Genomic DNA, 25,170 nt, shown 5'->3' with positions numbered 1-25,170 from the left:
GCTAACTAGCTGGTTTTTTTATATCTAAATTTTGTCTTTTCTATTAAAACTAGGTAGACTGAATTATAACTAATAACAATAATGAAACATTGCTATGAAAGGAATTCATCGACAATCTAGTTTGCTCTCTGCTGTCGTGCGCAGTGAACTGATTGCAAAAGACAAAGCCGCTGATATATTTTCTTTTTGTCAAAAAAAGCAAACGTCTATTGTCTCCCACTTAATTGAAAAAGAAAAAATCTCATCGAAAGAGATTACTAAAGTACTATCGAAAAGCTTTGGTTATCCAATTATTGAACTGAAATCTCTAGATTTGACTGCATTGCCAGACGGTCTTCGTAATGAAAAACTCATTCAAAAACACAATGCTCTGCCACTATATTTACGTGGCAATATCTTATTTATTGCGGTATCCGATCCAACTAATATTGATGCCCTCGAAGAATTCCAATTTAATACCGGTTATAGCACAGAAATGGTGCTTGCTGACGAAGTTCAATTAAAATCCGTAATTGAAAATTTACTTGAAGATGAAAGTTCAGCACTCGAGCTCACCGACCTCGATGAAGATGAGCTTGGCGATATCGATGTTCAAGATTCAGAAAAAAAAGAAGAAGAATCTAACGGTGAAAATGATGCACCGATTGTTGTTTACATCAATAAAATACTACTCGATGCGATTAAAAAAGGCGCATCTGATTTGCATTTTGAGCCGTTCGAGAAAAAGTTCCGCGTACGTTTCCGAGTTGATGGCATATTAGCCGAAGTCGCGTCTCCGCCAGTCAATTTGGCAAGCCGTATGACTGCCAGATTAAAAGTTATGTCAAAACTCGATATTGCCGAGCGTCGAGTACCACAAGATGGTCGTATAAAACTTAATGTATCAAAAACGAAATCCATCGATTTTCGTGTATCAACTCTTCCTACGATGTGGGGCGAAAAAGTAGTAATGCGTATACTTGACTCCTCAAGTGCCCAGTTGGGGATTGATATCCTTGGTTACGAAGATGAGCAGAAAAAGCTTTATATGGACGCCTTGTCTAAACCACAAGGCATGATTCTGGTAACCGGCCCTACCGGCTCTGGTAAAACCGTATCACTGTATACTGGCCTAAACATTCTCAATACTGAAGAGCGCAATATTTCTACCGCCGAAGACCCAGTTGAGATTAACCTCGAAGGCGTTAACCAGGTACAAATTAATAACCGCGCAGGATTAACTTTTGCTGAAGCGTTAAAGTCTTTTTTACGTCAAGATCCCGATATCGTTATGGTTGGTGAGATCCGAGATTTGGAAACCGCTGAAATTGCCATAAAGGCCGCGCAAACTGGTCACTTGGTATTATCAACTCTGCATACCAACTCTGCTGCTGAGACATTGACGCGATTATTAAACATGGGCGTACCATCGTATAACGTTGCAAGCTCGGTAAGTTTAATCATTGCCCAACGTCTTGCCCGCCGTTTATGTAACCATTGTAAAACCGTCGATGACGTGTCTCCCCATGCATTGGTTGAATTGGGGTTTGAGGCAAGTGAAGCCAATGATATTACAATCTATAAACCTGTGGGCTGTGATGAATGTACCAAAGGCTATAAAGGTCGTGTTGGTATCTACGAAGTAATGCAAATTAGCCAAGAAACTGCCACTATTATTATGGAAGGTGGAAGTTCTTTAGATATAGCTAAACAAGCGCAAAGTGAAGGTTTTAATAACTTACGTCAATCTGCGCTGTTAAAAGCTAAAGCTGGTGTAACAAGTTTAGCTGAAGTAACCAGGGTTACAGCGTAGCAACGCATTAGCTCCAAAAAAAATTATATTGGTACGTTTGTAACCAAATAACCATAGTAATAACAATAACAAAGGTTTTTTTATGGCAGTTCAAGGCGCACAACAAAAAATGGTAAAACCTAAACCGTTGGAACAATTTCAGTGGGAAGGAGTGAACCGTAAAGGTAAAAAAATTAAAGGTGAATTGTCCGCTACTAATATGAATGAGCTCAAAGCTCAACTTCGTAAACAAGGCATTACACCTCTAAAAACCAAGAAAAAACCTAAGCCTTTATTTGGTTTGGGCGGCAGCAAAGATAAAAAAATAACGCCGAAAGATATTGCTACCATTACCCGTCAAATAGCGACTATGTTGGGTGCTGGTGTGCCGTTAGTGCAAACCATAGAAATGATAGGTCGAGGTAATGATAATGGTAATATTCGCAAGTTGCTAAGCGATATTGGCAATAAAGTACAATCAGGCTTGCCCTTATCCGAATGTTTACGTGAGCATCCTAAATTTTTCGATGATTTATATTGCGATTTAGTTCAGTCGGGGGAACAATCCGGTGCTTTAGAAACCATCTTTGATCGAATTGCTATCTATAAAGAAAAAGCAGAAGCACTAAAATCAAAAATTAAAAAGGCGCTTAATTATCCAATTGCAGTTATTCTGATTGCGGCAATAGTAACATCTATATTACTGATTAAAGTTGTACCAACATTTGCTGAAATTTTTGAAGGTTTTGGCGCAGAATTACCTGCGTTTACCCAATTTATCGTAGCGATTTCTGACAATATGGTAGCCTACTGGCATTTGGCATTAGGGGCCATTATTGCTGCAGGCTGGGCGTTTAAACGCGCCTATGCTAATAGTCAGGACTTACGAGATAAAGTTGACGCTTTTCAACTGAAAATTCCCGTTATAGGAATGATTATGGATAAAGCCGCTGTTGCACGTTTTGCCCGTACGCTTTCAACGACTTTTGCCGCTGGTGTTCCATTGATTGATGCGTTAGATTCTGCCGCTGGTGCCTCAGGTAACGCGGTATACCGCGATGCCATTCAAGATATACGCAGCGAGGTCTCTGCCGGTATGCAAATGAACTTAGCCATGCGTAACGTTGATGTATTCCCTGATATGGTGGTGCAAATGGTAACGATTGGTGAAGAATCCGGTGCTCTAGATGATATGTTAGCGAAAGTTGCCAATATCTATGAGCAGGAAGTGGATGACTTAGTTGATGGCTTAACCGCCCTTTTAGAACCGATGATCATGGCAGTGTTAGGTGTTGTGATCGGTGGCTTGATTATCGGTATGTATTTACCAATATTTGCTATGGGCTCGATTATTTAAATCGAGTTGCTAGTTAAATAACATTAAGCCTAGGTGCTTAAATACCTAGGCTTATTTATTACGCTGAATTTATAAAATGCTATACGTGCTTTAAAGATCCTGAAACAAGTTCAGGAAGTCCCGGTTAGAAAAGAAATAAAATAAAATAAAAATACAATAATAAAAAAGGTATGAGTTTTGTCTGATGTAATCGCTCTTTTTGAGCAATCCCCTGCTATTTTCTATATCACTATTACGATTTTAGGTTTAATCGTTGGTAGCTTTTTAAATGTAGTAATTTTCCGTTTACCGAAAATGATTGAAGCAGAATGGCGCTGCGAATGTCGTGAATTTTTAGCTGACGAATTAAAACCAACAAAAGAAACCGAAAATAAAAGTGTAGAAGAAGTGGTTACGCTTTCGAAACCTGCATCTACCTGCCCTAAGTGTGGACATAAAATTAAAGCGATTGAGAATATCCCAGTGATCTCTTGGTTAGTGTTACGTGGTAAATGTTCGTCTTGTTCGAACCCAATATCTGCGCGCTACCCAATTATTGAAACAGTAACTGGTGTATTGTCGTTAGTGATTGGTATGCATTATGGTGTTACCTGGGCAACGGTATTCATGCTTGCGTTAACTTGGGCATTAATCACCTTAACCATGATTGATTTTGATAAAATGATTTTGCCAGATCAAATCACCCTACCACTCGTTTGGATTGGTTTATTGCTTAATTTAAACGGTGTATTTGTCGGCCTTGAGCAAGCCGTTATCGGCGCAGTTGTCGGTTATATGAGTTTGTGGTCAATCTTTTGGTTATTTAAGCTTATCACCGGCAAAGAAGGCATGGGTTATGGTGATTTTAAACTCTTTGCCGTATTCGGCGCTTGGTTTGGCTGGGAAGTATTACCATTACTGATTTTAATGGCGTCCGTGGTGGGTGCTATTATTGGTATTGGTTTAATGGTATTTCGTAACCATGAAGGTTCAAAGCCAATCCCATTTGGTCCTTATTTAGCAATTGCTGGTTGGATCACAGCGATATGGGGTAGCGGTATTTGGGCTTGGTACTTGGGTTTGATTTCTTAATAAAGGATTAATCCTAACGGAGATCCTGAAACAAGTTCAGGAAGTCGAAATCAAAGTTGAAGTCGATTTTTTTAAAGCTCGTTATATCCTAATCGGGGTCCATACGATGGGATGAAGTGCACGGGTGCACTAATGCCATGGGTGGCAATGAGCGGTAACGATGTTAATTGTTTCGTAGTTTGGGTGTTTATGTCTGATTTAGTAATAGGTTTAACAGGTGGTATTGGCAGCGGCAAAACCACCATTGCTAATATGTTTGCAGAATATGGCGTTGATATCATTGATGCCGATATTGTTGCCCGTGAAGTAGTCGCAATAGGCTCTGTGGCATTAGCTCAAATTGCAGAGCATTTTGGTAAAGATTTTTTGCTAGCCGATGGCAACCTAGATAGAACCAAACTTCGTCATCGCGTATTTGCTAATGAACAAGATAAACAATGGTTAAACGCACTGTTACACCCTCTAATTCGTGACACCATGCAACAACAATGTGAAGCAGCGAAAAGCCCTTATTGTTTTCTTGTTGCTCCTCTCCTTATTGAAAACGGCATAAACAAATCGGTCGATAAAGTCTTAGTGGTCGATGTACTCCCTGAAACCCAAATATCCCGTACAGTTAAACGTGATAATAACACTGTTGAACAAGTGCAAAAAATATTAGACGCGCAAGTCACTCGCGAGAAGCGATTAGCTCATGCCGATTTTGTGGTAGACAATAATGGCACTGATATCGAGTTGTTAAAGCCACAAATTGAAGATTTGCACCGCCAGTTCATCAAATTGCTCGCCAATAAATAGCGATTAACAATAACTTAAAGCTACTCTATTTAGCCAAGAATTAACGATAAATAAAATAATTGTCTATATTTATTAAGACATTACCTTAAGTTGTAATAGACATTATCTTAAAAATAAATAGCCTTTATCTAATTCTGTGGTTAAGATGGATACCATCCCGTATTGAAATCTTTTCATTGAGTTACTTTTAATAGTTTTGATAAAGATACTCTAGGGGAATGTATACAAAGCATGATTACTGCATGAAATTTAAAAACAGATATGAATAACTATCTATTTCAAATTTCAATTGTTCTCATACTTTTTACCCATTCTCAATTGAACACATTTCAATGCGATATGGTATAAAGATCATAATAATAAATAATACAAAATGACTGGCATTCTATATGAACACCCGCTTAATGAGCGGATCCGTAATTATTTAAAACTTGAACAATTATTTGTTCAGGCGCGCTCTTGCCTTGCGCAAGAGTTTAGTTCTAGTCATACCCTGTTTTTCAATGCTCTTTTTGCGATTCTTGATACGCTTGATAGAACCGATGTTAAAGGCGATATCATCAAAGACTTGGAAAAGCTTGAACATAATCTATTGGCTTGGTCTAAGTCGCCGGAAATTAACTCTAAAGCACTGCAGCTAAACCTTGAGCAGACGCGTTCGCTTGCAACCACATTACGCTCTAAGCAAACAACCTGGGCGAAATTAAAGGATGAAAAATTCCTCGACAGCATGCGTAAACGTTTTACGTTACAAGGTGCTTATTGTGGTTTTGATTTTCCAGCGATGATTTTCTGGCTCAATCAACCGCCTATCTTTATCCAGCAAGACGTTGATAACTGGCTAGCCTCAATAAGTGTTATCGAACAATCGTTGGTGCTTATATTGAAATTTATTCGTCAACGTTCTGAATTTCAAGATATTACCGTTGAAAATAGTTTTTACCAAGACAATGGCGAAGGGTTATTGTTACTTAGAATGGAAATGGATGACGGCATTGATTTCTTCCCATCGGTAAGCGGCAATCGCTATCGTTATACCATTCGTTTTATGGAGCTATGCGAAGAAAAAGGCCAACAGTACGTCTCTGAAAAAGTGTCCTTCAAACTGGCTAAGTGTTAGGCCATCAATATTTAAATTCAGCTTGTGTTTCAAAGAAAGTATCGTACCTAATTCAACCAATAAAATAGCTATATTTATCCTTTGTTTTTATCTACAATCTACAGCAACCAAGCAAGTTTTCCCTGTATAGAAAAGATATAAATTGATATGACTACAAAAGTAAAATGTCCTAACTGCCAAACTGAAGTTATCTGGTGTAAAGAATCAGAGCATCGCCCGTTTTGCTCAAAACGTTGTCAACTAATTGACTTAGGTGAATGGGCAGAAGAAAATCATAAGATTTCTCAACCTGTTCAAGGTGCACAACCGCTATCTGAAGAGATGCTTGATGCGCTCGAAGAAGAGTTTATGCAGAATAATAAGTTTTTTGTTGAATCAGAATAACGATAGTTAGTGTTTCAGCGATTCATCTCGTAGATTTTGATAGCGTAAGTTGTTATAGCGTAAGTTTTTAGTGTTTAATTTGTAAAGCATGGAAAATAATAAGTGGGCTTTTAATTATTTAAAAACCCACCTCAAAATATTTTAATCACGTTAGTACCTCAATTAGCTTCGCTGTCGTTTCATATCTCTCTCGCTCATAAGTTAACTCCTTTTATAACTCATTTAAATTTAATTACTGATTTTTCACTTTTAGCTTTAACAAGTGAATAATTATTATTCAGCTTCTTCCATCGCTAATAACTCATTACGATAGTTAGCTAATGTTAATGCTTCAAAGTTTTCACTGACAATATAGTTATCGTCGATTGTAAGTGCTTTGTTGAAGTCATTAAATGCACCTGTCACATCATTTAAATAGTGACGAGCGATACCACGATTGCTGTATGCAAGTGATAAAAAGTAGTCGCTATCGTAATAAAAGCTTTCAGGGCTAGAAATTGCTGTTAACGCTTTTGAACAGGCTTTGTCTGCAGCCACATAGTTTTTGGTACTTAGAAACGTTGCACAAGAAGACATTTCACGTTCAAAATCGTCTTTATTTATTGCATCACTGTTTACAATAGTCGCTTTAAATGACTTTGTAAGATAGTCTTGAGTTACAGGACTAGTATCGAGTGATGCACTTGCTGTAAATGGCAATAATAGCGAAAGCGCTATGGTTAGGTTTTTAATATTCATTGTTTTATCCTCAATCAACTGATTTTATAAATTAACTTGTTTATTAAGCCAACTATCAACAACACCGTGCTGCTGATAGTCATACTTTAGAACGAGTCACCAACTCTGACAAACGAATAAAACTGCACTACATAAGTGAAGAAAATTGAGTTATCTATTTTGCATTGATGGAATACCTAAAGCACCGAAATAAATATAAAGATAGATATATTGGGTACTAGACAGATTTTTACCACAAATCGCAGAAAGTCTTTTCTACCCACGAAGAGAACGTATTCAACTCACGATTAGATTCAATATTTTCATGTTGCATAAGAAAATATCGGTCATTACTGCGTAATTCTTGTTCAAATAACCTAACCAATGTTTGCTCTGCAAACCAGGTTGAGCTGATTGGCATTGGAATTAATGCGATTCCCATACCCTGCTGTGCAGCTCGGGCGACACCAAACATGCTATCAAATTGAATTATTTGTTTCGGGTCGAAGTCGTTTATATCGGCTAGATCAGCCCATTGATGCCAGGCCCAAGGACGTGATTGATGCAATATTAACGGCACTGAGCTCAACGCTTTATAGCCTTCACTTGCCCATTTTCGATATAGTCGTTTATTGCACGCCGGTACATAGCGTACTGGAAATAAATCAGTGACTATTGCACCGTTAGGCTTGCCGTTAGATAAAACTATCGATAAATCGGCATTGACACCACTCTTAGAGCCTGTTTTGACGGTTTCAAGTTGCAAGTTAATATCTGGATTTTGCTCGGTCCATTCGCTTAATTTTGGTACAAACAACTCACTGGCAAAAAACTCAGGCATACTGACGACAATTGTCTTGTTCTGAATGGTATTGGTAAATTCAGATATCGTTGTTTCAAGATTATTTAATATTGGATTTATTGCGTGATAGAACTGCTTACCTGCACTAGTAAGTTCAATTGCTCTAGTTTGACGCTTAAATAAATCAAAACCAAGTTGCTCTTCCAATTGCTTGATTTGATGACTTACCGCTGAAGGCGTTAAAAATAATTGTGATGCTGCATGCTTGAAGCTAAGGCATTTTGCGGCAATACAAAAAGAACGAATTCCTCTGATTGGGGTTTGAATTGGCATATTAGTTTTCTAAGTTTGGGTAGACATATATCATCTTGCAATCACTGCGCCAATTAACAAATAACATTTTAATTAATTATTTCAACAAGTTAAAAACCAAGAGGCCAAATTAGTTAAGAAGCGATGCATTGATGCTGATCGTTTGCACTAAATTAATGCAAGGTGAATTTACTATTTTTATCTGCAATAAATGGGAAAGAAAAAAGCGAGCATCATTCGATGCTCGCCAAAAATATAGTTTTAACTCATGGGGAGGTCAAAAACTGAATTAACAATATCAATTCAGATCAGGCTCAACAAACGAAAAGAAATCATTTGATAGATGAAAAAATTTACGGCGTGTAATAAATAAACAAGGTTCTTTATAAGCCGAGTTCAATTATTTTATTGACGATAGCTTCGTTTGCTTTCGGAAAATCAATACTAGTGAGCTGCGCAACGCTAAACCAACCTTGCCCTTGACCTTCTTGTGCACTTGGCTCACCAATAAACTGATCTACCAAAAACACCTCAAGCAATACTTTCTTATCACCATAATCGTGGTTTATATCAATAAGTGGCTGCATCGCTAGAGTATCGATGGCTATTTCTTCTTTAAGCTCTCTATGAAGCGCTTCATGAACTGTTTCATCTTTTTCCACCTTACCACCTGGAAATTCCCATTTCCCACCTTGATGAGCATCATCAAGACGCTTCGTAAGGAAAAATTGTTGTTTTTTATAAATGACGCCAACGGCGACATGAACTACTTTGGTCATTTGCGCTTTAGTTATAGAGTTATTAATACATGAATAATATAAGAATGAGGCGTTGGTCGCAATGACAACGCTGTAGATGTTAAACGCAAGAGCGGGTTTATTATCAAAAATCTTTAATCAGCTATTTTTTATATTCACAGCACGCATATGAAGATCCCGTATCTCGCTGAGGCTCGAACAGGATAACGGTGCTTATTTTCGACGTATACTGTAATAATAACGAAAAAGCCCGATGTTGTTTCCAATATCGGGCTTCTGATTCTTTATGTCATAGTCAACTCAATTAAGAAATCTTACCATGACACTGTTTGTACTTTTTACCACTACCACATGGGCAAGGTTCGTTACGGCCAACTCGAGGAACTTCATTTTCAGTGGCTGCATGACCACTTGTTTCATGCTTGAATTCCATCGGTGCTTCAGTCGCTTTTCGTTGTTGCTCTTCAACAGCTTCAACATCTGACTCTTGTTGAATACGAACTTTTGAAAGCAAGCTAATCACGTCATATTTCAAGTTATCAAGCATGTTAGAGAACAGCTCGAATGACTCTTTTTTGTATTCTTGTTTCGGGTTCTTTTGCGCATAACCACGTAGTCCAATGCCTTGACGTAAGTGATCCATCGCCGCAAGATGCTCTTTCCACAAACCGTCTAATGTTTGCAACATAACCGCTTTTTCAAAATGACGAATTACATCTACGCCAACTTGTTCTTCTTTAGCTGTATAAGCTTTTTCCACTTCTTCAAGGATACGTTCACGTAGTGAATCTTCGTGAAGTTTGTCGTCTTCTTCTAACCATTTAGCAATTGGTAAATCTAACGCCATATCACCTTTTAGTTGCTCTTCAAGACCTGGAACATCCCACATTTCTTCTAAAGATTGTGGTGGAATATGACCATCAACAACTTGGTTGATCACATCGGCACGTACCGCTGCGATTGTTTCGCCAATATCACCTTCATCAAGTAATTCATTACGTTGTTCGTAAATAACTTTACGTTGATCATTGGCAACATCATCATACTCAAGAAGTTGCTTACGCATATCAAAGTTACGACCTTCAACTTTACGCTGTGCATTCTCGATTGATTTAGTTACCCAAGGATGTTCGATGGCTTCACCATGTTCCATACCAAGTTTACGCATCATGCCTGCAATTCGTTCTGACGCAAAGATACGCATCAAGCTATCTTCCATAGAAAGATAGAAACGTGTTGAACCAGCATCACCTTGACGACCTGAACGGCCTCGTAACTGATTATCAATACGGCGAGACTCATGACGCTCAGTCGCAACAATATGTAGGCCGCCCGAAGCTAATACCTTCTCATGATCTTCTTGCCACTGAGCCGTAGCTTTTTCAATTTGCTCTTCGCTTGGGTTATCTAACTTAGCCAAGTCCATCGCTAAGTTGCCACCTAGCACGATATCGGTACCACGACCGGCCATGTTAGTAGCGATAGTTACCGCACCTGTTTTACCGGCATCGGCGACAATTTGTGCTTCTTCGGCATGGAACTTAGCATTAAGAACGTTATGCTTAATTTTTGCTTTACGTAAGATTTGTGATAAGAATTCTGATGTTTCAATGCTGATGGTACCAACAAGTACCGGTTGACCTCGTTCAACACAATCTTTGATATCTTCAATAATTGCTTCGTATTTTTCACCAGCCGTAAGGTAAATTAAATCCGCCATATCTTTACGGATCATTGGGCGATTGGTTGGAATTATTACCGTTTCTAAACCGTAGATATGGTTAAATTCGAATGCTTCCGTATCGGCAGTACCCGTCATACCGCCAAGCTTTTCGTATATTCTGAAATAGTTTTGGAAAGTAATAGACGCTAACGTTTGGTTTTCATTCTGAATGTTAACGTTTTCTTTGGCTTCGATTGCTTGGTGCAGACCTTCTGACCAACGACGACCTTCCATCGTACGACCAGTATGCTCATCGACAATGACAATCTCGCCATCTTTAACGATGTAGTCTACATCTTTTAAGAACAATTTGTGTGCGCGTAGCGCTGCCATAACGTGTGTTAATAGTGCGATGTTGGTAGCACCATATAACGAATCATCTTCGTTAAGCAATTTGCGTTCTTTTAGAATTTCTTCAACACGAACCTGACCACGCTCAGTTAGGTAAACTTGCTTGGATTTTTCATCCATAGTGTAGTCACCAGTACTTTCAACGCCTTCTTCATCTTCGGCTTCTTGCACTTCTAAAAGCGGAACTAATGAATCAACTAAACGATATAGTTCTGATGAATCTTCAGCAGCACCTGAGATGACTAGTGGCGTACGTGCTTCATCGATTAAGATTGAATCGACTTCATCGATGATAGCGAAATTTAAAGGGCGTTGAGCTCGTTGCTCTGGCGAGAATGCCATATTGTCACGAAGGTAATCAAAACCGAATTCATTGTTGGTACCGTAAGTGATATCTGCTTGGTAGGCCGCTTGTTTTTCTTGCGGTGCCATATTTGGAATATTACAGCCAACTGTCATGCCTAAGAATTCAAATAAAGGGCGAGACCAATCGGCATCACGTTTGGCAAGGTAGTCATTCACCGTAATTACATGAACACCTTTACCACTTAAACCATTTAAATAAGCAGGTAATGTTGCCGTTAGTGTTTTACCTTCACCGGTACGCATCTCAGAGATTTTACCTTGATGTAAAACCATACCACCGATCATTTGTACGTCGAAATGGCGCATTCCAAATACACGGACACTTGCCTCACGCACTACCGCAAAACTTTCTACTAAAATGTCGTTTAATGACTCGCCATTAGCTAAACGTTCTTTAAATTCAGCGGTTTTGGCTTTTAATTCCTCATCGCTGTATGCCTGCATTGTTTCTTCTAATGCATTAATTTTTTTTGTTTCTTTGTCTAATTGTTTTAGTAATCGATCATTTCGAGAACCAAACATTTTTGTCATTAATTTTACGAACATTGTTTTAAACCATTTCCCTGAAGCTTGCTTCAGCTATAAAAAATTATCAGCCAATAGCTGATATTAAAATTAAACGTTGTACCTCAAAGGTACTAAGAGGAGTTATTGTGCTTTTAATTCTTTGCCTTTCGATAAACATATTTTATTGGATTTATTTGTTTATCATTACGCAAAATCTCATAATGCACATGAGGACCGGTTGAACGACCTGTACTTCCCATAAGAGCAATTGTCTGCCCTTTACTTACCACGTCACCCACTTTTACCGTATTTGTCTTATTATGCCCATATCTAGTTTTGTAGCCAGTACCATGATCAATTTCTACTAAATTGCCATAACCCCAACGCTCACCAGAAAAGCTAATAACACCAGCACCAGTTGCAATCACCGGTGCGTCTTCCTTACCTGCAAAGTCGACACCTTTGTGCATCGCTGGTCTTCCGTTAAATGGGTCCTTACGAACACCATAATAAGAAGACAACCAACCGCCTTTGCCAATAGGACGACCAGATAAATAACTCATATTTTCGATATGGTGACCCAAAGCGATAGATTCAAGTAAATTTAACTGATTTTCTTTATGTTCTACATCTTTTGTTAACGCGATTAACTGTTTTTCTAATTCAAATAAAGTGTATTGGCTCTCTTCAACAGTTGTTTGTGCTGGACCACCAGAGTTTGGTTGCTCCACCATATTAAATTCTTTTTTAGGAATATCAGCTTCTTCAGCTAAGCGTTCTCCTAATGCATTGAGTCTTGAAACATGAGACTGTAGCTCTGCAATTTTTGCAGATAACGCGACGACTTGTCGATTATCTACTTTATCAGCGTCTGAAATTATTGTTTTTTGTGAAGAAGCTAATTGCAAATGTGCTGGTACTTCTTCTTTTTTGATCATGTTGTGAAAAATAATACCTGAAAGCACAGCAAAGCAAACTACAATGGCTAACCATCGTGGTTTACTTAACTTCATTGAAAAACGAACATTTTGTCCGCGGTATAATAGTGTTAAACTCATATTAATTACTCTTAATTTCGCTACAGATAAACTATAGGTCAACCTTGAATGAAGCGCATTGTTAAAGCTCCACAAGATCTGAACAGCTTGTTAGAACAAGCAAGTGGCTCTATTGCCAACTTATCAGCGAAATCTCAATCCCTTAATTTACTGTCGGACATTGTACGACAAATATGCCCTGATCTGCCAGAAAATGCTTGGCAAATCGCCAATTTTCGAGAAAATTTAGTCATTATTGAGGTAATAAGCCCTGTTTGGAGCCAACGTTTACAGTTTGAACGCAATAATATTTGCCAACAACTGCTTCAACATAGTGACGGTATATTCACTAACATTGAGATAAAAGTAAACCCCTATTGGAATAGAAAAGAGAAACCCGTTGAAAAACCTAAAGCGAGAAAACACATGTCAGAGAAATCGGCAGAGCAAATTAACGAGATAGCACAAAATGCACCACCAGGATTAAAAGAGAAATTATTACGCTTAGCAAAGCATGCTAATAAAAAATAATTTCACTAATGATTATTAATTTTAACTTTTTGCACAAAATTCACCTCTAAGCTAACCTTAACCATTATATTGCACAAACACACAATAAAACCTCTGTCGCAAGTGTATTGTAATGTTAGTATTTTGGCGTATTAACTGTATTAAGGATAAATAAATGAAATATTTAATAATCATGTTATTCAGTTTAACTTTATCATCGTGTGGCGGTGGAGGTTCAGGGAAATCTGAGGACCAAAGGCAGCTACCTTACCCTAACCAATCGCCAACACTTAATGATCTAGTTGGCGTATGGGATAGTACAACGGTAGATGATGGCTTAGAAGATATCTCCTATAATGTAATTGAAAGTGATGGCACTATCGTATTTTATGATTATGACGGTGATGCTTATGACCAAGGAGATGATTGTTATTATATCGGTCTGATTGATATCAATTTTAAAAATTTAGGCTCTGGTCAATTTGAAATTTCACTAGAAGATTTTGATGTTGGTGGAGGTTTTATTTATAACTTAAGTCAAAAAATGCAATTAACGTTGCTAGATCAGAATACTCTAGAAATACAAGGTATAGAGCAACTAACACAAATAGATTTTGAAGGGCAAATAGTTCTATTTGAAATGGTAACCGTTCTTGATACAAACCATGTCAATATTCAGATCATTGAACACTCTGAAGAATATAACATCGCTCTATCTAGAGAGGATGGTTCAGATGACTGGAGTGTCGATTCAGGTAGCTATTTCGACTTAGACTATTTATACGATATTGCATCAATAGCGGATATAAATACAAATACTAGAATGAATTTAACAAAAGATGATTTAACTCCCGATTGTTCTGACTTTGGTCCGCCAAATTCACCGCCCAAAAATTTCTATAACCCGATAATTTTAAAAAATTATAAAGTTCGTTTTTAGTATATTCAAAACAAAAAACCAGAGGCAATGCTCTGGTTTTTGGAATTTTATTGGTAGTCTATTACGCTAAAACACCATCGTGATATGCAATCGGTGAAGGGGTTTCATCTTCGTAAGTCACCCATTCCCAACAATCAACTTGTTTAAACACTTCGCGAAGAAGAATGTTATTTAAACCATGTCCTGATTTGTATGCATTTAGTTCACCTAAAATACTTACACCACCCATGTATAAATCACCAATGGCATCTAATATTTTATGCTTAACAAACTCGTCATCATAACGAAGTTCTTCTGGATTAAGCATACGGTACTCATCAAGTACAATTGCGTTTTCTAAGCTACCACCAAGGGCAAGGTTATGTGAACGTAAGAATTCAATATCTTTCATAAAACCAAACGTACGAGCTCGGCTAATTTCTTTGATGAACGAACTTGCTGATAAATCCATACTCATTTGTTGAGTTGTGCTAGAAATAACCGGATGTTCAAAATCTATCGCAAAGTTAACTTTAAAGCCTTCGTGTGGACGAAGTTCAGCCCACTTGTCACCTTCTTCGACGCGTATAGCTTTAGTAATACGTAAGAATTTCTTCGCACTATTTTGCTCTTCCACGCCAACTGACTGAATTAAGTATACGAATGGTAAAGAACTACCATCCATAATTGGGATCTCAGGCGAATCGACTTCAACGATTAGGTTATCAATACCTAATCCGGCAACAGCAGCTAATAGATGTTCTACGGTGGACACTTGAACACCTTGCTCGTTTACCAAACAAGTACACAACGTAGTTTCACCCACAGCTTCAGGGGTTGCCTGAATATCAACTGCAGGGTCAAGGTCAACACGGCGGAATATAATACCCGTGTTTGCAGGTGCAGGACGGAGAGTAATCTGCACTTTTTCACCTTTATGTAAACCAACACCTATAGCATCTATGCTTTGTTTGATTGTACGTTGTTTAATCATAATTCGCCTTAATTCTTGCGTTTCACCAATCGCTGTTAACTGACATAAATCCAAATGTTAATTCAGCGGAGGCGTAATATAGCAAAAAATCCCTTTGCAGTCAAAACATAACAATTTTGGCCTGCTTATTGCTTAGCTTTGTTAACATCTTTGCTAACAACATATTTTCAAACGTAATTTTGTCTTACCACACTTCTAAAAACGCTGAAAATACACACTGATTTGTTACCTATTTAATAAAATTATAGTCAACAATGTTGAGAAATTACTATTTGTTAAATCGTAATCTCTTATCACTAAACCGATAACTAGTTAAACATTAAGTCAAACTAACTACCAGTAAAGTGAATATTAATCAGCTTGCTTGCGCAAAAATGCTGGAATATCTAAGTAATCAGCTTCTGTAGACGGTGCAGCTTGCGGCTGTGTGCGTTCTTCAGTAAATTGCTGAGTAGTTGTTTCCGGCTCTGCTGCAGGGACATATGGTGCGTTAACAACCATAGGCTCTTGCTTAGGCATTGGCGGTACAATAGAAATTTCAGGCTTCTGTTGTTGACCGATACCAGTAGCAACAACAGTAACACGTAATTCTTCTGTCATTTCAGCATCAATTACAGCACCAACAACAACGGTAGCGTTTTCTGAAGCAAATGCTTTAACGGCATTACCAACAGTTTCAAACTCATCAATTGAAATATCCATACCAGCAGTGATATTTACCAAGATCCCACGAGCTCCAGATAAATCGACATCTTCAAGTAGTGGACTTGAAATAGCAGCTTCCGCGGCTTCTTCAGCTCGGTCTTCGCCAGAAGCTGTGCCAGAGCCCATCATTGCAGTGCCCATTTCAGACATAACAGTACGAACATCGGCGAAATCGACGTTGATTAAACCTGGGCGAGTAATTAGTTCTGCGATACCTTGTACAGCGCCAAGCAAAACATTGTTAGCTGCTTTAAATGCATCAAGCAAACTTGTGCCAGGACCTAAAACTTTCAATAATTTTTCGTTTGGAATGGTAATTAACGAGTCAACATGTTGTGACAAGAATTCAATGCCTTGATCAGCATAATTCATACGTTTTCTACCTTCGAATGGGAAAGGCTTAGTTACAACCGCAACAGTTAATATACCCATCTCTTTCGCTACTTCCGCTACAACTGGAGCAGCACCAGTACCTGTACCACCGCCCATACCGGCAGCAATAAAGATCATATCAGAACCTTGTAAAGTCTGACGAATTGTTTCGCGATCTTCTTCAGCCGATTTACGACCAATTTCAGGGTTAGCTCCAGCACCTAAACCTTTCGTTACATCAGCCCCCATTTGCAAGGTAACTGTCGCTGACGAATTTCTTAGCGCCTGTGAATCAGTATTGGCAGTGATAAATTCCACACCTTCAATAGTCTGACTAACCATGTGCTCAACGGCGTTTCCGCCACCTCCACCAACGCCGATGACTTTAATCACCGCTTCTTCGTTGTGGTCTTCCATTAATTCAAACATAATTTTCTCTCCGTTTTTTACTCTTTTTGTTCCACCAAAAAATTTTGTATTTAAAATAAATCTAAATAATTCTTATTCTTTTTAAAACTGGCCTTTAAACCAATTTTTAATGCGAGACAGTGCACTTACTACACTTTCACCGCTAAATGATTGCTCACCAACTTCATTATTCGCCAATAAGCCGTAGTGCAATAAACCGACAACTGTGGCATAACTAGGGTCATTCACGTAATCAGTTAAGCCTTTGATGTTTAAAGGGCTACCAACACGCACAGGCATTTGAAATACTTCTTCAGCAAATTCGGTAACACCTTCCATTTTTGCAGTACCACCAGTTAAAACGATACCTGCAGCAATTTGGTCTTCTAAACCGCTTTCTTTAATTTCTTCTTGAATTAATTCAAACAATTCGTGATAACGCGGTTCAACCACTTCTGCCAAGGTATGACGTGACATACTTCTTGCCGGACGACCACCAACACTCGGTACTTCAATGTTTTCTTCCATTGATACCATTTGGCGCAATGCACATGCATACTGCACTTTGATATCTTCGGCATGACCTAAAGGCGTTCTAAATATTTTTGCGATATCACTAGTAACTTGATTACCACCAACAGGAATAACCGCACAATGACGAAGCGCGCCACCTGTAAATATAGAAATATCTAACGTACCTGCGCCCATATCAACGACACAAACACCGAGCTCTTTTTCATCATCGGTTAGCACTGCATAACTTGAAGCCAGAGCTGAAAAGATCAATTGATCCGCTGTTAAATTGCAGCGTTCAACACACTTAACGATATTTTTTGCCATATCATTAGCACAGGTAACAATATGAACTTTAGCTTCCATACGAACACCTGACATACCAATTGGGCTCTTAATACCATCTTGAACATCAACGCTGTATTCTTGTGGAAGGACATGCAGCATTTTACGTTCCGCTGCCATCGGCACTGAACGAGCCGTATGAATTACATTGTCAACATCTTCTTGGGTCACTTCGTTATCATTGATTGGCACCATGCCATTTTCATTTTGACAACTTATGTGTTTACCAGAAATACCTAAGTAGACGCTACCGATTGAACAATCAGCCATTAATTCAGCTTCGTTCACAGCGCGTTGAATTGATTGGATTACTAAATTTAAATCGTTAACGCCGCCTTTATCCATGCCTCGAGCGGCATGATGGCCAACACCGATAATGCTAAGTTCATTATCAGGCGTTACTTCACCAACAACGGCAACAATTTTTGATGTGCCAATGTCTAATCCGACGACTAAATTTCTATCTACTGCTTTAGGCATTTGTATTCTGCTCTTGTTGTTTTTCTTCTACCGGTTTCCAGCCAACAGCCATTCCGGTGTCATAGCGCAAGTCAACATAGTCAACTTTCATATTTTCTTTCGCAAATGCTTTTATTTCTGGATATGATTCCATAAATCTTTGCACTCGCATAACTCTATCTTCACGCCCTAAACGCAAAAATACCCCGTCTGCTAACGTCAATTGCCAAGCATAACGTTCAGTTAATACTAACTCGTCAACTTCCAGTTGAATGTAAGTTAACAAATTAGACAAATTTCGATAATTCTCTAACGCCAAAACTTCACTACCCTCAGGTCCGTACAACCTAGGTAAAGCGTGACTTACACGGCTTTTTTCAGCTTGAAAAATAACGCCATGTTCATTTATAAAGAAATCATCGTTCCATTGTGCCACAGGGCGTTGATCATTAACATAGATTCGCACCTCATTTGGCCATTGTTTTCGCACTGAAGCTGAATAAACCCAAGGCAGTGATTCCAACTGTTGCTGAACCTGATTTACATCTAGTTGAAAAAAGTTATCTAATTCACCTTGTTTTAAGGTATTTACCAGCTCAAAATTGTGCGTGTATTGGATATCGCCTCGGATAATTAATGATGTGACTGGCGAGGTTTTATCTTCCATCATTTGCCCTACAACCATCCAACCACCAACTAAAATAAATAAACATACAGACACGAAAAAGCACAATCCAGCCCAAAAGGACATAGGTGCATTTTCGATTGTAAGTGTCTGTTGTTTCACTTTATTACCCTTTTAATCTATTGCTTATTTGCAATACTTTAGTAACCAATTGCTGAAAGTCATAACCAGCAACTTTTGCCGCTTTCGGTACTAAAGACGTTACTGTCATACCAGGTACAGTATTCACTTCAAGTAAATTGAAATTGCCATGCTCATCTTGCATCACATCAACACGTCCCCAACCACTGGCACCTGTCGCTCGAAACGCTTTCAATGCAAGTTGGCGCAACTGTCCTTCACGCTCACTATCAAGTGCACAAGGGCAGTGATACTCTGTACTCTTACTTTGGTATTTTGCTTGGTAGTCATAAAACTCATGAGGCGTAACCATTTCAATTGCTGGAAATGCTTCATCACCAACAACTGCGACGGTAAACTCTCTGCCTGATAACCACGCTTCGACCAATACTTGTTGGTCATATTTAAATGCTTCAATCAATGCTTTGTTTAACTCATCAGTGTTATTGGCTATTGCCATACCTATGCTTGAGCCTTCATTAGCCGGTTTAACCATGACTTTATGACCTAGGTCACTTAACACTTTGTCGGCACTTTGTTCATTAAAATCTTCAGCATTGACTACGGCATAATTAGCGGTAGGTAGATTACTTGCGCTAAATATTTGCTTGCTTCTAACCTTATCCATCGATAACGCTGAGCCAAGGACACCGGACCCCGTATACGGTATTTGAAGGTACTCCAAAGCACCTTGAATACAGCCATCTTCGCCGCCGCGCCCATGCAATGCGATAAAGGCACGATCGACGTTTTGCTGCTTTAGTGTTGATATATCAAACCCTTGAGTATCAACGGCAGTAACATTGAAGCCTGCGCTTTTAAGAGCATCAAAAATGGCAAAGCCTGATTGCAAAGACACTTCGCGCTCAGCACTATCTCCGCCGTATAATACGACTAACTTTTCTTGTTTTAGTGAGGCAACATCTAATAACTGTTCCGTCATCATTGCCCCCCTTTTTCTATATTTAAAATTTCTGCCTGTACAAGCTCTCTAGCTATCGCACCAATATTACCTGCACCTTGGGTGATCAGCATATCGCCGTCTTTCAAAATTGAATTCATTATCGTTGGCAATTGTTCTGTTGAACTTACATAAATTGGCTCAACGCTGCCACGCGAGCGGATACTCCTTGCTAATGCTTTAGAATCAGCATTACTAATATGCTCTTCACCAGCGGCATAGACATCAAGTAACACTAACGAATCGACTTCACTTAACACTTCGACAAAATCTTCAAACAAATCTCTGGTACGTGAGAAACGATGCGGTTGAAACATCATCACTAAACGACGATCAGGCCAGCCATTTCTCATCGCTTTAATCGTCGCCGCAACTTCACTTGGGTGATGACCGTAATCATCAATGACATCGATTTCGCCTTGCTCGGTAGTAAGTTTCGCTAAACTTTCAAAACGGCGACCTATGCCTTCAAATTTACCCAAAGACGCTACGATAGCTTCATCGCTAACACCTTCATCTGTCGCGACAGCTATAGCCGCCAACGAATTTAAGACATTGTGCTCACCTGGCAAATTTAAGCTGATTGCAAGATCCGCTTTATCTTTGCGTTGAACTGTAAACGTACTAACACCTGATTGTTGTTTATACTCAACAGCTCTAACATCTGCATCTTTATTGAAACCGTAGGTGATCACTTGACGTCCAATTCGTGGCAACAGCTCTTCCACTACTCCATTATCAGTACACACTACAGCTAAACCATAAAATGGTAGATTGTGTAAAAAGTCGATATAGGTATCTTTTAATTTTTCAAAGTCACCGTCATAGGTTTCCATATGGTCAGCATCAATATTAGTGATCACTGAAACCATTGGCTGTAAATGTAAGAATGATGCATCTGACTCATCGGCTTCAGCAACTAAATATCGGCTTTTCCCTAATCGAGCATTAGTACCAGCGCTATTTAACAAACCGCCAATAACAAATGTTGGATCGAGTTCACCTTCCGCCAAAATACTGGCAATTAAACTCGTCGTCGTCGTTTTACCGTGGGTACCAGCAATCGCAATACCGTGACGAAAACGCATTAATTCCGCCAACATCTCAGCACGACGAACAACAGGTATTCTTAATTCTTGTGCTGTTAATAATTCAATATTTTCTTTATCAATTGCAGTAGATACAACGATAACACTGGCATCTTTTACATTGTCGCTGCTATGGCCTATCGCAATTGTTGCACCAAGTTTGGTTAGACGTTTAACCACAGGGTTAACACCAATATCTGAACCGGTAACTTGGTAACCTTCGTTGAGTAATACTTCGGCGATACCGCCCATGCCAGCACCGCCGATGCCAACAAAGTGGATTACTTTTACTCTACGCATTTCTGGTATTTTCATTTGTCTCTCGTTCATTATTTCACCAAACCTTTACAGATATTCGCTACCGTTTCGCTCGCATTTGGTGAAGCAGCTGCTTTACTGGCTTTGCTCATATTGCGCAGCGCAGTTTCAGAGCTAAATAACATATTTAGTTTTTGCGCTAAAATAGTCGCATTAAAATCACTTTGAGCAATCATTCTTGCTGCACCTAAATCAACAAGAAATTGCGCATTTTTAGTTTGATGATCATCAACAGCGTGAGGCAAAGGAATGAATATCGCAGGTTTGGCTGCCATCGCAATTTCCGAAACTGTTAATGCGCCGGCGCGACATATCACTAAATCAGCCCAATCATAGGCTTGTGCCATATCATCGATAAAATCAGTCACTTTTACTTTATCTTGGTCAATACCGTATTCGTTATATACATCAATAACGGCGCTACTATTGCCACTGCCCGTTTGATGCCACACATCAATACCTTGCAGTTTAATTTGGCTCAATGCTTGTGGCACGGTATCGTTTAAAACTTTTGCGCCTAAACTTCCGCCAATAACTAGCACTCTTTTTTTAATTTCACGTTCAGTATCAACGTTGAGTTCCATTATCTTACCGCGAACAGGGTTACCAACAACTTCACATTGTGTGTCATCAGTAAACGCATTTGGAAAAGCCGATAATACGCGATTAGCAATTTTTGCTAAGTATCGATTACTCATCCCTGCAACTGCATTCTGCTCGTGTAAAACTAAAGGGATACCTTTTAGCTTTGCAGCGATCCCACCAGGAGCACTTGCATATCCGCCCATGCCAAGCACAACATCGGGTTTGACTTTGTTGATCACTTTAATAGACTGGATCACCGAGTGGATTATTTTGAACGGCGTCTTTATTAATGACTTAATGCCTTTACCACGTAATCCAGCAATATTAATAAACGAAATATCAATATTGTTTGCAGGAATAACGTCAGCTTCCATCCTATCTGCAGTGCCTAACCAATGCACACCCCAACCTTGTTCTTGTAGATTTTCAGCAACTGCAAGTCCCGGGAATATATGACCTCCGGTTCCACCAGCCATGACTAAAATCATCGGACGTTTAGTAACTGCTTGTGTCGACACTAACTACGCCCTCCACTTTCTTTTTTAATTTTCTTTGTTTTTGTTGATTGCGTTGCTTGCATCGCTTGCAATCTCAACTCATGATCAATGCGAATTAAAATTACGATCGCTAAAGTCATGATTATCATCGAACTTCCGCCGTAACTAATTAGCGGCATTGTTAACCCTTTAGTCGGGAAAATGCCAGCACTGGCGCCAACATTTACAGCCGTTTGAAAGCTCATCCATATGCCGATTGCATAAGCAAAGAAACCTTCGAAATATTTCTCTTTTTCTAATGCAACACGACCAAGTAACAGCGCTTTAACGACTAAGGCGACGCAAATTGATAATACGAAAAATATACCTATAAAACCGAATTCCTCGCCAATCACCGCCATAACAAAATCGGTATGTGCTTCTGGCAAGTATTCAAGTTTTTGAATTGAATTACCTAGTCCTTGACCAAACACTTCACCACGACCATATGCCATTAATGACTGTGTTAATTGATAGCCCTTGCCAAAAGGATCATCCCATGGGTCTAAAAATCCGGTAACACGCGCCCATCGATAAGGTTCTAAATAAATTGCCGAAACAATCCCTGCCACTCCAACAGTACTGAAACCTAGGAATATTTTTAATTTTGCGCCCGCTAAGAACAGTAGCCCCATGGTCGTTACAAACATAACAACTATGGTACCTAAGTCCGGCTGCATAATGAGTAAGAACGCTAACAAACCAAAAATGATAATCGGCTTAATAAAGCCCCAAAACGAGTCAAGGACCTCATCTCGACGGCGTACAAGATACGATGAGACATAACAAAAGAAGAATAGTTTCGCCACTTCTGCAGCCTGAATATTCATCACCCCAGGGATTGACAACCAACGTTTGGCGCCATTAACTGAATGGCCTGCAAAATGTACGACAATCAATAGGAATAACGCCAAACCGAGGAAGTGGAAACTAAATCGCTGCCATACCGTCATCGGCACTTGCAAAAATCCGATAGCAATTACGATACAAATAACGATATAACTGGCATGACGGCCGACGAAGTAAAATGGATTACCCGTTAATCGCTCAGCAACGGGCATAGATGAACTCGCCACCATCACTAAACCGATGACATACAAGGTGAACGCTAGAATGACAAAACCACGATCAAATAACACATTGTTATTCGCTGTTTGGCTTTGCACTAACCATTTTGGTAATTTCGGGAAATTAATAGCTGGGACTGAAATAGCCATTAGAAACCTCCCCTTATTGCCTGAATAAACTGATCACCACGTTGCATATAGTTCTCAAACATATCTATACTGGCACACGCTGGCGACAGTAATACCATGTCACCTTTTTGGGCTAATTCACGACTTACTTTTACCGCTTCTTTTAAATCACGAACACGCTTGCTGTCGCGCTTAAGTGCAGCAATTTGGTCGCCATCTTTACCTAGGGTAATTAGATAATCAACTTGCGCCATTGCAGGTTTGAGTTCAGCAAAATTTGCGCCTTTACCATCACCGCCAGCGATAAGAATTAATTGGTGGTGAGCATTAGCCAACCCTTCAATAGCAGCCAGCGTAGCACCAATATTCGTTGCTTTTGAGTCATTAACCCAAGTGATATCGTCAACGCTAGGTACTTGTTTGCAACGATGTTCAAGACCTTCAAATGATCCTAATGCATAAACCATCGCAGTAAGTGGCCAACCGACCGCATAACCAAGTGCAAGCGCTGCCATGCAATTTAACTCATTATGTTTGCCAACTACTGGCAATCGATTACATGCAACCAGCGGCTCATCACCAAAGAATATATAACGACTGCCTTGATAATCATCGATGCCGAAATTGTTCGAGCTTGGTGCATCCAAACCAAAGCTAATATCATTGGCTTTAGTTGTGTCAGCTTTTGCCAAATCGTCATGGCGATTTATTACATTACATTGACTGTTTTGATAAACTTTCTGCTTAATTTTACTGTAGTTAAAAATTGTTTTATGACGATCTAAGTGGTCATCACAAACATTCAAGCACGTCGCACTCGCTGCAGTAAGGGAATCCGTTGTTTCCAATTGAAAACTCGATAGTTCCAAAATAACAAACTCGGAATCAGCGTCTTGGTTATCGCTAAGAATATCAAGCACCGGCAAACCAATATTTCCGGCAAGTTTGCTACTAATGTTACAAGCATCAGCGATATGCGACAGTAAGCTTACTACCGTAGATTTACCATTTGAACCGGTTACAGCGATATGTTTTGATTTACTTAATCGACAAAATATCTCAACATCACCAATAAGTTCACAGTGAGGCTGACGATTATCTTGAATTACTGACATATTGGCGTCGACACCTGGGCTTGCGATGATTACATCAGCATTTGCTATCGCCTTTTTATCCCATTCACCAAGAATTAATTGCGCTGTATCGTTAATAGCTTTTAAGCGCGCAACTCCTGGAGGGTTTGCGCGAGAATCGTTAACCACAAATTCGAGATTATGATTTGTTAAAAAACGCGCACACGACAAGCCCGTAGCACCAAGTCCTAGTACTAATATTTGCTTATTTTTTAAAAAAGCAGGGCTTGTCATTTTTCTCTAGTTTCC

The 25,170-nt window shown here is 39.2% G+C and carries 22 protein-coding genes; 8 read left to right on the top strand and 14 right to left on the bottom strand.

Annotated features, from left to right (window positions below; translation table 11 throughout):
* The first annotated feature begins 88 nt into the window (after nt 1–88).
* The 6 genes from pilB (at nt 89) to yacG (ending at nt 6,501) form a co-directional block, all read left to right on the top strand.
* Nucleotides 89–1,792, top strand: coding sequence for a type IV-A pilus assembly ATPase PilB (pilB, locus tag LT090_RS02835; protein ID WP_415918826.1), 1,704 nt, complete (start codon nt 89–91; stop codon nt 1,790–1,792).
* Between the two features lie 82 nt (nt 1,793–1,874).
* Nucleotides 1,875–3,128, top strand: a complete 1,254-nt coding sequence (locus LT090_RS02830) for a type II secretion system F family protein (protein ID WP_082897042.1) — start codon at nt 1,875–1,877, stop codon at nt 3,126–3,128.
* 177 nt (nt 3,129–3,305) lie between these two features.
* Nucleotides 3,306–4,199 carry a prepilin peptidase gene (locus tag LT090_RS02825; protein ID WP_068544844.1) on the top strand — a complete coding sequence of 298 codons (894 nt, stop codon included), beginning with the start codon at nt 3,306–3,308 and terminating at the stop codon, nt 4,197–4,199.
* A 189-nt stretch (nt 4,200–4,388) separates the two neighbouring features.
* Nucleotides 4,389–4,997, top strand: coding sequence for a dephospho-CoA kinase (coaE, locus tag LT090_RS02820; RefSeq protein ID WP_068545045.1), 609 nt, complete (start codon nt 4,389–4,391; stop codon nt 4,995–4,997).
* A gap of 373 nt (nt 4,998–5,370) precedes the next feature.
* Nucleotides 5,371–6,117, top strand: coding sequence for a cell division protein ZapD (locus tag LT090_RS02815; protein WP_068544846.1), 747 nt, complete (start codon nt 5,371–5,373; stop codon nt 6,115–6,117).
* 147 nt (nt 6,118–6,264) lie between these two features.
* Nucleotides 6,265–6,501: a DNA gyrase inhibitor YacG gene (gene yacG, locus LT090_RS02810; protein WP_068544848.1), complete on the top strand. Its 237-nt coding sequence runs from the start codon at nt 6,265–6,267 to the stop codon at nt 6,499–6,501.
* 273 nt (nt 6,502–6,774) lie between these two features.
* On the opposite strand, the gene LT090_RS02805 is transcribed toward yacG, so the two are convergent.
* The 5 genes from LT090_RS02805 to LT090_RS02785 all read right to left on the bottom strand — a co-directional run bounded on the left by LT090_RS02805 (nt 6,775) and on the right by LT090_RS02785 (nt 13,095).
* Entirely contained in the window at nt 6,775–7,239 is a 465-nt protein-coding gene (locus LT090_RS02805; RefSeq protein WP_068544850.1) for a hypothetical protein, read from the bottom strand.
* A gap of 229 nt (nt 7,240–7,468) precedes the next feature.
* Nucleotides 7,469–8,347 carry a LysR family transcriptional regulator gene (locus tag LT090_RS02800; protein ID WP_068545046.1) on the bottom strand — a complete coding sequence of 293 codons (879 nt, stop codon included), beginning with the start codon at nt 8,345–8,347 and terminating at the stop codon, nt 7,469–7,471.
* A gap of 368 nt (nt 8,348–8,715) precedes the next feature.
* Complete coding sequence (gene mutT / locus LT090_RS02795; protein WP_068544852.1) at nt 8,716–9,111, bottom strand: 8-oxo-dGTP diphosphatase MutT; 396 nt, start codon at nt 9,109–9,111, stop codon at nt 8,716–8,718.
* A 283-nt stretch (nt 9,112–9,394) separates the two neighbouring features.
* The gene (gene secA / locus LT090_RS02790) at nt 9,395–12,076 is read right to left on the bottom strand and encodes a preprotein translocase subunit SecA (RefSeq protein WP_068544854.1); all 2,682 of its coding nucleotides are present in this window, start codon (nt 12,074–12,076) and stop codon (nt 9,395–9,397) included.
* A 113-nt stretch (nt 12,077–12,189) separates the two neighbouring features.
* Nucleotides 12,190–13,095 (bottom strand): M23 family metallopeptidase, encoded by a 906-nt coding sequence (locus LT090_RS02785; protein ID WP_068544856.1) that lies wholly within the window; start codon nt 13,093–13,095, stop codon nt 12,190–12,192.
* A gap of 48 nt (nt 13,096–13,143) precedes the next feature.
* Here LT090_RS02785 and LT090_RS02780 point away from each other — a divergent pair, with 48 nt between their 5' ends.
* Together LT090_RS02780 and LT090_RS02775 are read left to right on the top strand one after the other, a co-directional pair.
* Complete coding sequence (locus LT090_RS02780; RefSeq protein WP_068544858.1) at nt 13,144–13,605, top strand: DUF721 domain-containing protein; 462 nt, start codon at nt 13,144–13,146, stop codon at nt 13,603–13,605.
* 154 nt (nt 13,606–13,759) lie between these two features.
* A complete protein-coding gene (locus tag LT090_RS02775) occupies nt 13,760–14,524 on the top strand; it encodes a hypothetical protein (protein WP_068544860.1) in 765 nt (254 codons plus the stop codon).
* Between the two features lie 61 nt (nt 14,525–14,585).
* Here LT090_RS02775 and lpxC read toward each other — a convergent pair whose 3' ends face one another.
* From lpxC to murD, 9 genes are all read right to left on the bottom strand, one after another.
* Nucleotides 14,586–15,497, bottom strand: a complete 912-nt coding sequence (lpxC, locus tag LT090_RS02770; RefSeq protein ID WP_068544861.1) for a UDP-3-O-acyl-N-acetylglucosamine deacetylase — start codon at nt 15,495–15,497, stop codon at nt 14,586–14,588.
* A 351-nt stretch (nt 15,498–15,848) separates the two neighbouring features.
* Nucleotides 15,849–17,003 (bottom strand): cell division protein FtsZ, encoded by a 1,155-nt coding sequence (gene ftsZ, locus LT090_RS02765; RefSeq protein WP_068544862.1) that lies wholly within the window; start codon nt 17,001–17,003, stop codon nt 15,849–15,851.
* A gap of 81 nt (nt 17,004–17,084) precedes the next feature.
* Nucleotides 17,085–18,320: a cell division protein FtsA gene (gene ftsA, locus LT090_RS02760; RefSeq protein ID WP_068544863.1), complete on the bottom strand. Its 1,236-nt coding sequence runs from the start codon at nt 18,318–18,320 to the stop codon at nt 17,085–17,087.
* Nucleotides 18,313–19,086, bottom strand: a complete 774-nt coding sequence (locus LT090_RS02755) for a cell division protein FtsQ/DivIB (protein ID WP_082897044.1) — start codon at nt 19,084–19,086, stop codon at nt 18,313–18,315. The genes ftsA and LT090_RS02755 overlap by 8 nt, the downstream gene beginning before the upstream one ends.
* Before the next feature lie 4 nt (nt 19,087–19,090).
* Nucleotides 19,091–20,047, bottom strand: a complete 957-nt coding sequence (locus LT090_RS02750) for a D-alanine--D-alanine ligase (protein WP_068545048.1) — start codon at nt 20,045–20,047, stop codon at nt 19,091–19,093.
* On the bottom strand, nt 20,047–21,483 hold the full coding sequence (gene murC, locus LT090_RS02745) for a UDP-N-acetylmuramate--L-alanine ligase (RefSeq protein WP_068544864.1): 1,437 nt from the start codon (nt 21,481–21,483) through the stop codon (nt 20,047–20,049). Before murC ends, LT090_RS02750 begins: the two co-directional genes overlap by 1 nt.
* On the bottom strand, nt 21,483–22,544 hold the full coding sequence (gene murG, locus LT090_RS02740) for an undecaprenyldiphospho-muramoylpentapeptide beta-N-acetylglucosaminyltransferase (RefSeq protein ID WP_068545049.1): 1,062 nt from the start codon (nt 22,542–22,544) through the stop codon (nt 21,483–21,485). The genes murC and murG overlap by 1 nt, the downstream gene beginning before the upstream one ends.
* A gap of 29 nt (nt 22,545–22,573) precedes the next feature.
* The gene (ftsW, locus tag LT090_RS02735; protein WP_068544866.1) at nt 22,574–23,809 is read right to left on the bottom strand and encodes a cell division protein FtsW; all 1,236 of its coding nucleotides are present in this window, start codon (nt 23,807–23,809) and stop codon (nt 22,574–22,576) included.
* A complete protein-coding gene (murD, locus tag LT090_RS02730) occupies nt 23,809–25,155 on the bottom strand; it encodes a UDP-N-acetylmuramoyl-L-alanine--D-glutamate ligase (protein WP_068544868.1) in 1,347 nt (448 codons plus the stop codon). The genes ftsW and murD overlap by 1 nt, the downstream gene beginning before the upstream one ends.
* Nucleotides 25,156–25,170 lie beyond the last annotated feature (15 nt).

This window comes from Thalassotalea crassostreae, assembly GCF_001831495.1.
In the GTDB taxonomy this organism is placed as follows: Bacteria; Pseudomonadota; Gammaproteobacteria; order Enterobacterales; family Alteromonadaceae; genus Thalassotalea_A; species Thalassotalea_A crassostreae.
Note: the sequence above shows the minus strand (reverse complement) of the source record. Positions and strands in the feature narration are given on the sequence as shown.

Excerpts from the sequence above, each read along its gene's own strand:
- LT090_RS02830 (WP_082897042.1), top strand. The coding sequence starts at position 1,875 with ATGGCAGTTCAAGGCGCACAACAAAAAATGGTAAAACCTAAACCGTTG.
- coaE (WP_068545045.1), top strand. The coding sequence starts at position 4,389 with ATGTCTGATTTAGTAATAGGTTTAACAGGTGGTATTGGCAGCGGCAAA.
- LT090_RS02815 (WP_068544846.1), top strand. The coding sequence starts at position 5,371 with ATGACTGGCATTCTATATGAACACCCGCTTAATGAGCGGATCCGTAAT.
- yacG (WP_068544848.1), top strand. The coding sequence starts at position 6,265 with ATGACTACAAAAGTAAAATGTCCTAACTGCCAAACTGAAGTTATCTGG.
- LT090_RS02805 (WP_068544850.1), bottom strand. The coding sequence starts at position 7,239 with ATGAATATTAAAAACCTAACCATAGCGCTTTCGCTATTATTGCCATTT.
- mutT (WP_068544852.1), bottom strand. The coding sequence starts at position 9,111 with ATGACCAAAGTAGTTCATGTCGCCGTTGGCGTCATTTATAAAAAACAA.
- secA (WP_068544854.1), bottom strand. The coding sequence starts at position 12,076 with ATGTTCGTAAAATTAATGACAAAAATGTTTGGTTCTCGAAATGATCGA.
- LT090_RS02785 (WP_068544856.1), bottom strand. The coding sequence starts at position 13,095 with ATGAGTTTAACACTATTATACCGCGGACAAAATGTTCGTTTTTCAATG.
- LT090_RS02780 (WP_068544858.1), top strand. The coding sequence starts at position 13,144 with ATGAAGCGCATTGTTAAAGCTCCACAAGATCTGAACAGCTTGTTAGAA.
- LT090_RS02775 (WP_068544860.1), top strand. The coding sequence starts at position 13,760 with ATGAAATATTTAATAATCATGTTATTCAGTTTAACTTTATCATCGTGT.
- lpxC (WP_068544861.1), bottom strand. The coding sequence starts at position 15,497 with ATGATTAAACAACGTACAATCAAACAAAGCATAGATGCTATAGGTGTT.
- ftsZ (WP_068544862.1), bottom strand. The coding sequence starts at position 17,003 with ATGTTTGAATTAATGGAAGACCACAACGAAGAAGCGGTGATTAAAGTC.
- ftsA (WP_068544863.1), bottom strand. The coding sequence starts at position 18,320 with ATGCCTAAAGCAGTAGATAGAAATTTAGTCGTCGGATTAGACATTGGC.
- LT090_RS02750 (WP_068545048.1), bottom strand. The coding sequence starts at position 20,047 with ATGACGGAACAGTTATTAGATGTTGCCTCACTAAAACAAGAAAAGTTA.
- murC (WP_068544864.1), bottom strand. The coding sequence starts at position 21,483 with ATGAACGAGAGACAAATGAAAATACCAGAAATGCGTAGAGTAAAAGTA.
- murG (WP_068545049.1), bottom strand. The coding sequence starts at position 22,544 with ATGATTTTAGTCATGGCTGGTGGAACCGGAGGTCATATATTCCCGGGA.
- ftsW (WP_068544866.1), bottom strand. The coding sequence starts at position 23,809 with ATGGCTATTTCAGTCCCAGCTATTAATTTCCCGAAATTACCAAAATGG.
- murD (WP_068544868.1), bottom strand. The coding sequence starts at position 25,155 with ATGACAAGCCCTGCTTTTTTAAAAAATAAGCAAATATTAGTACTAGGA.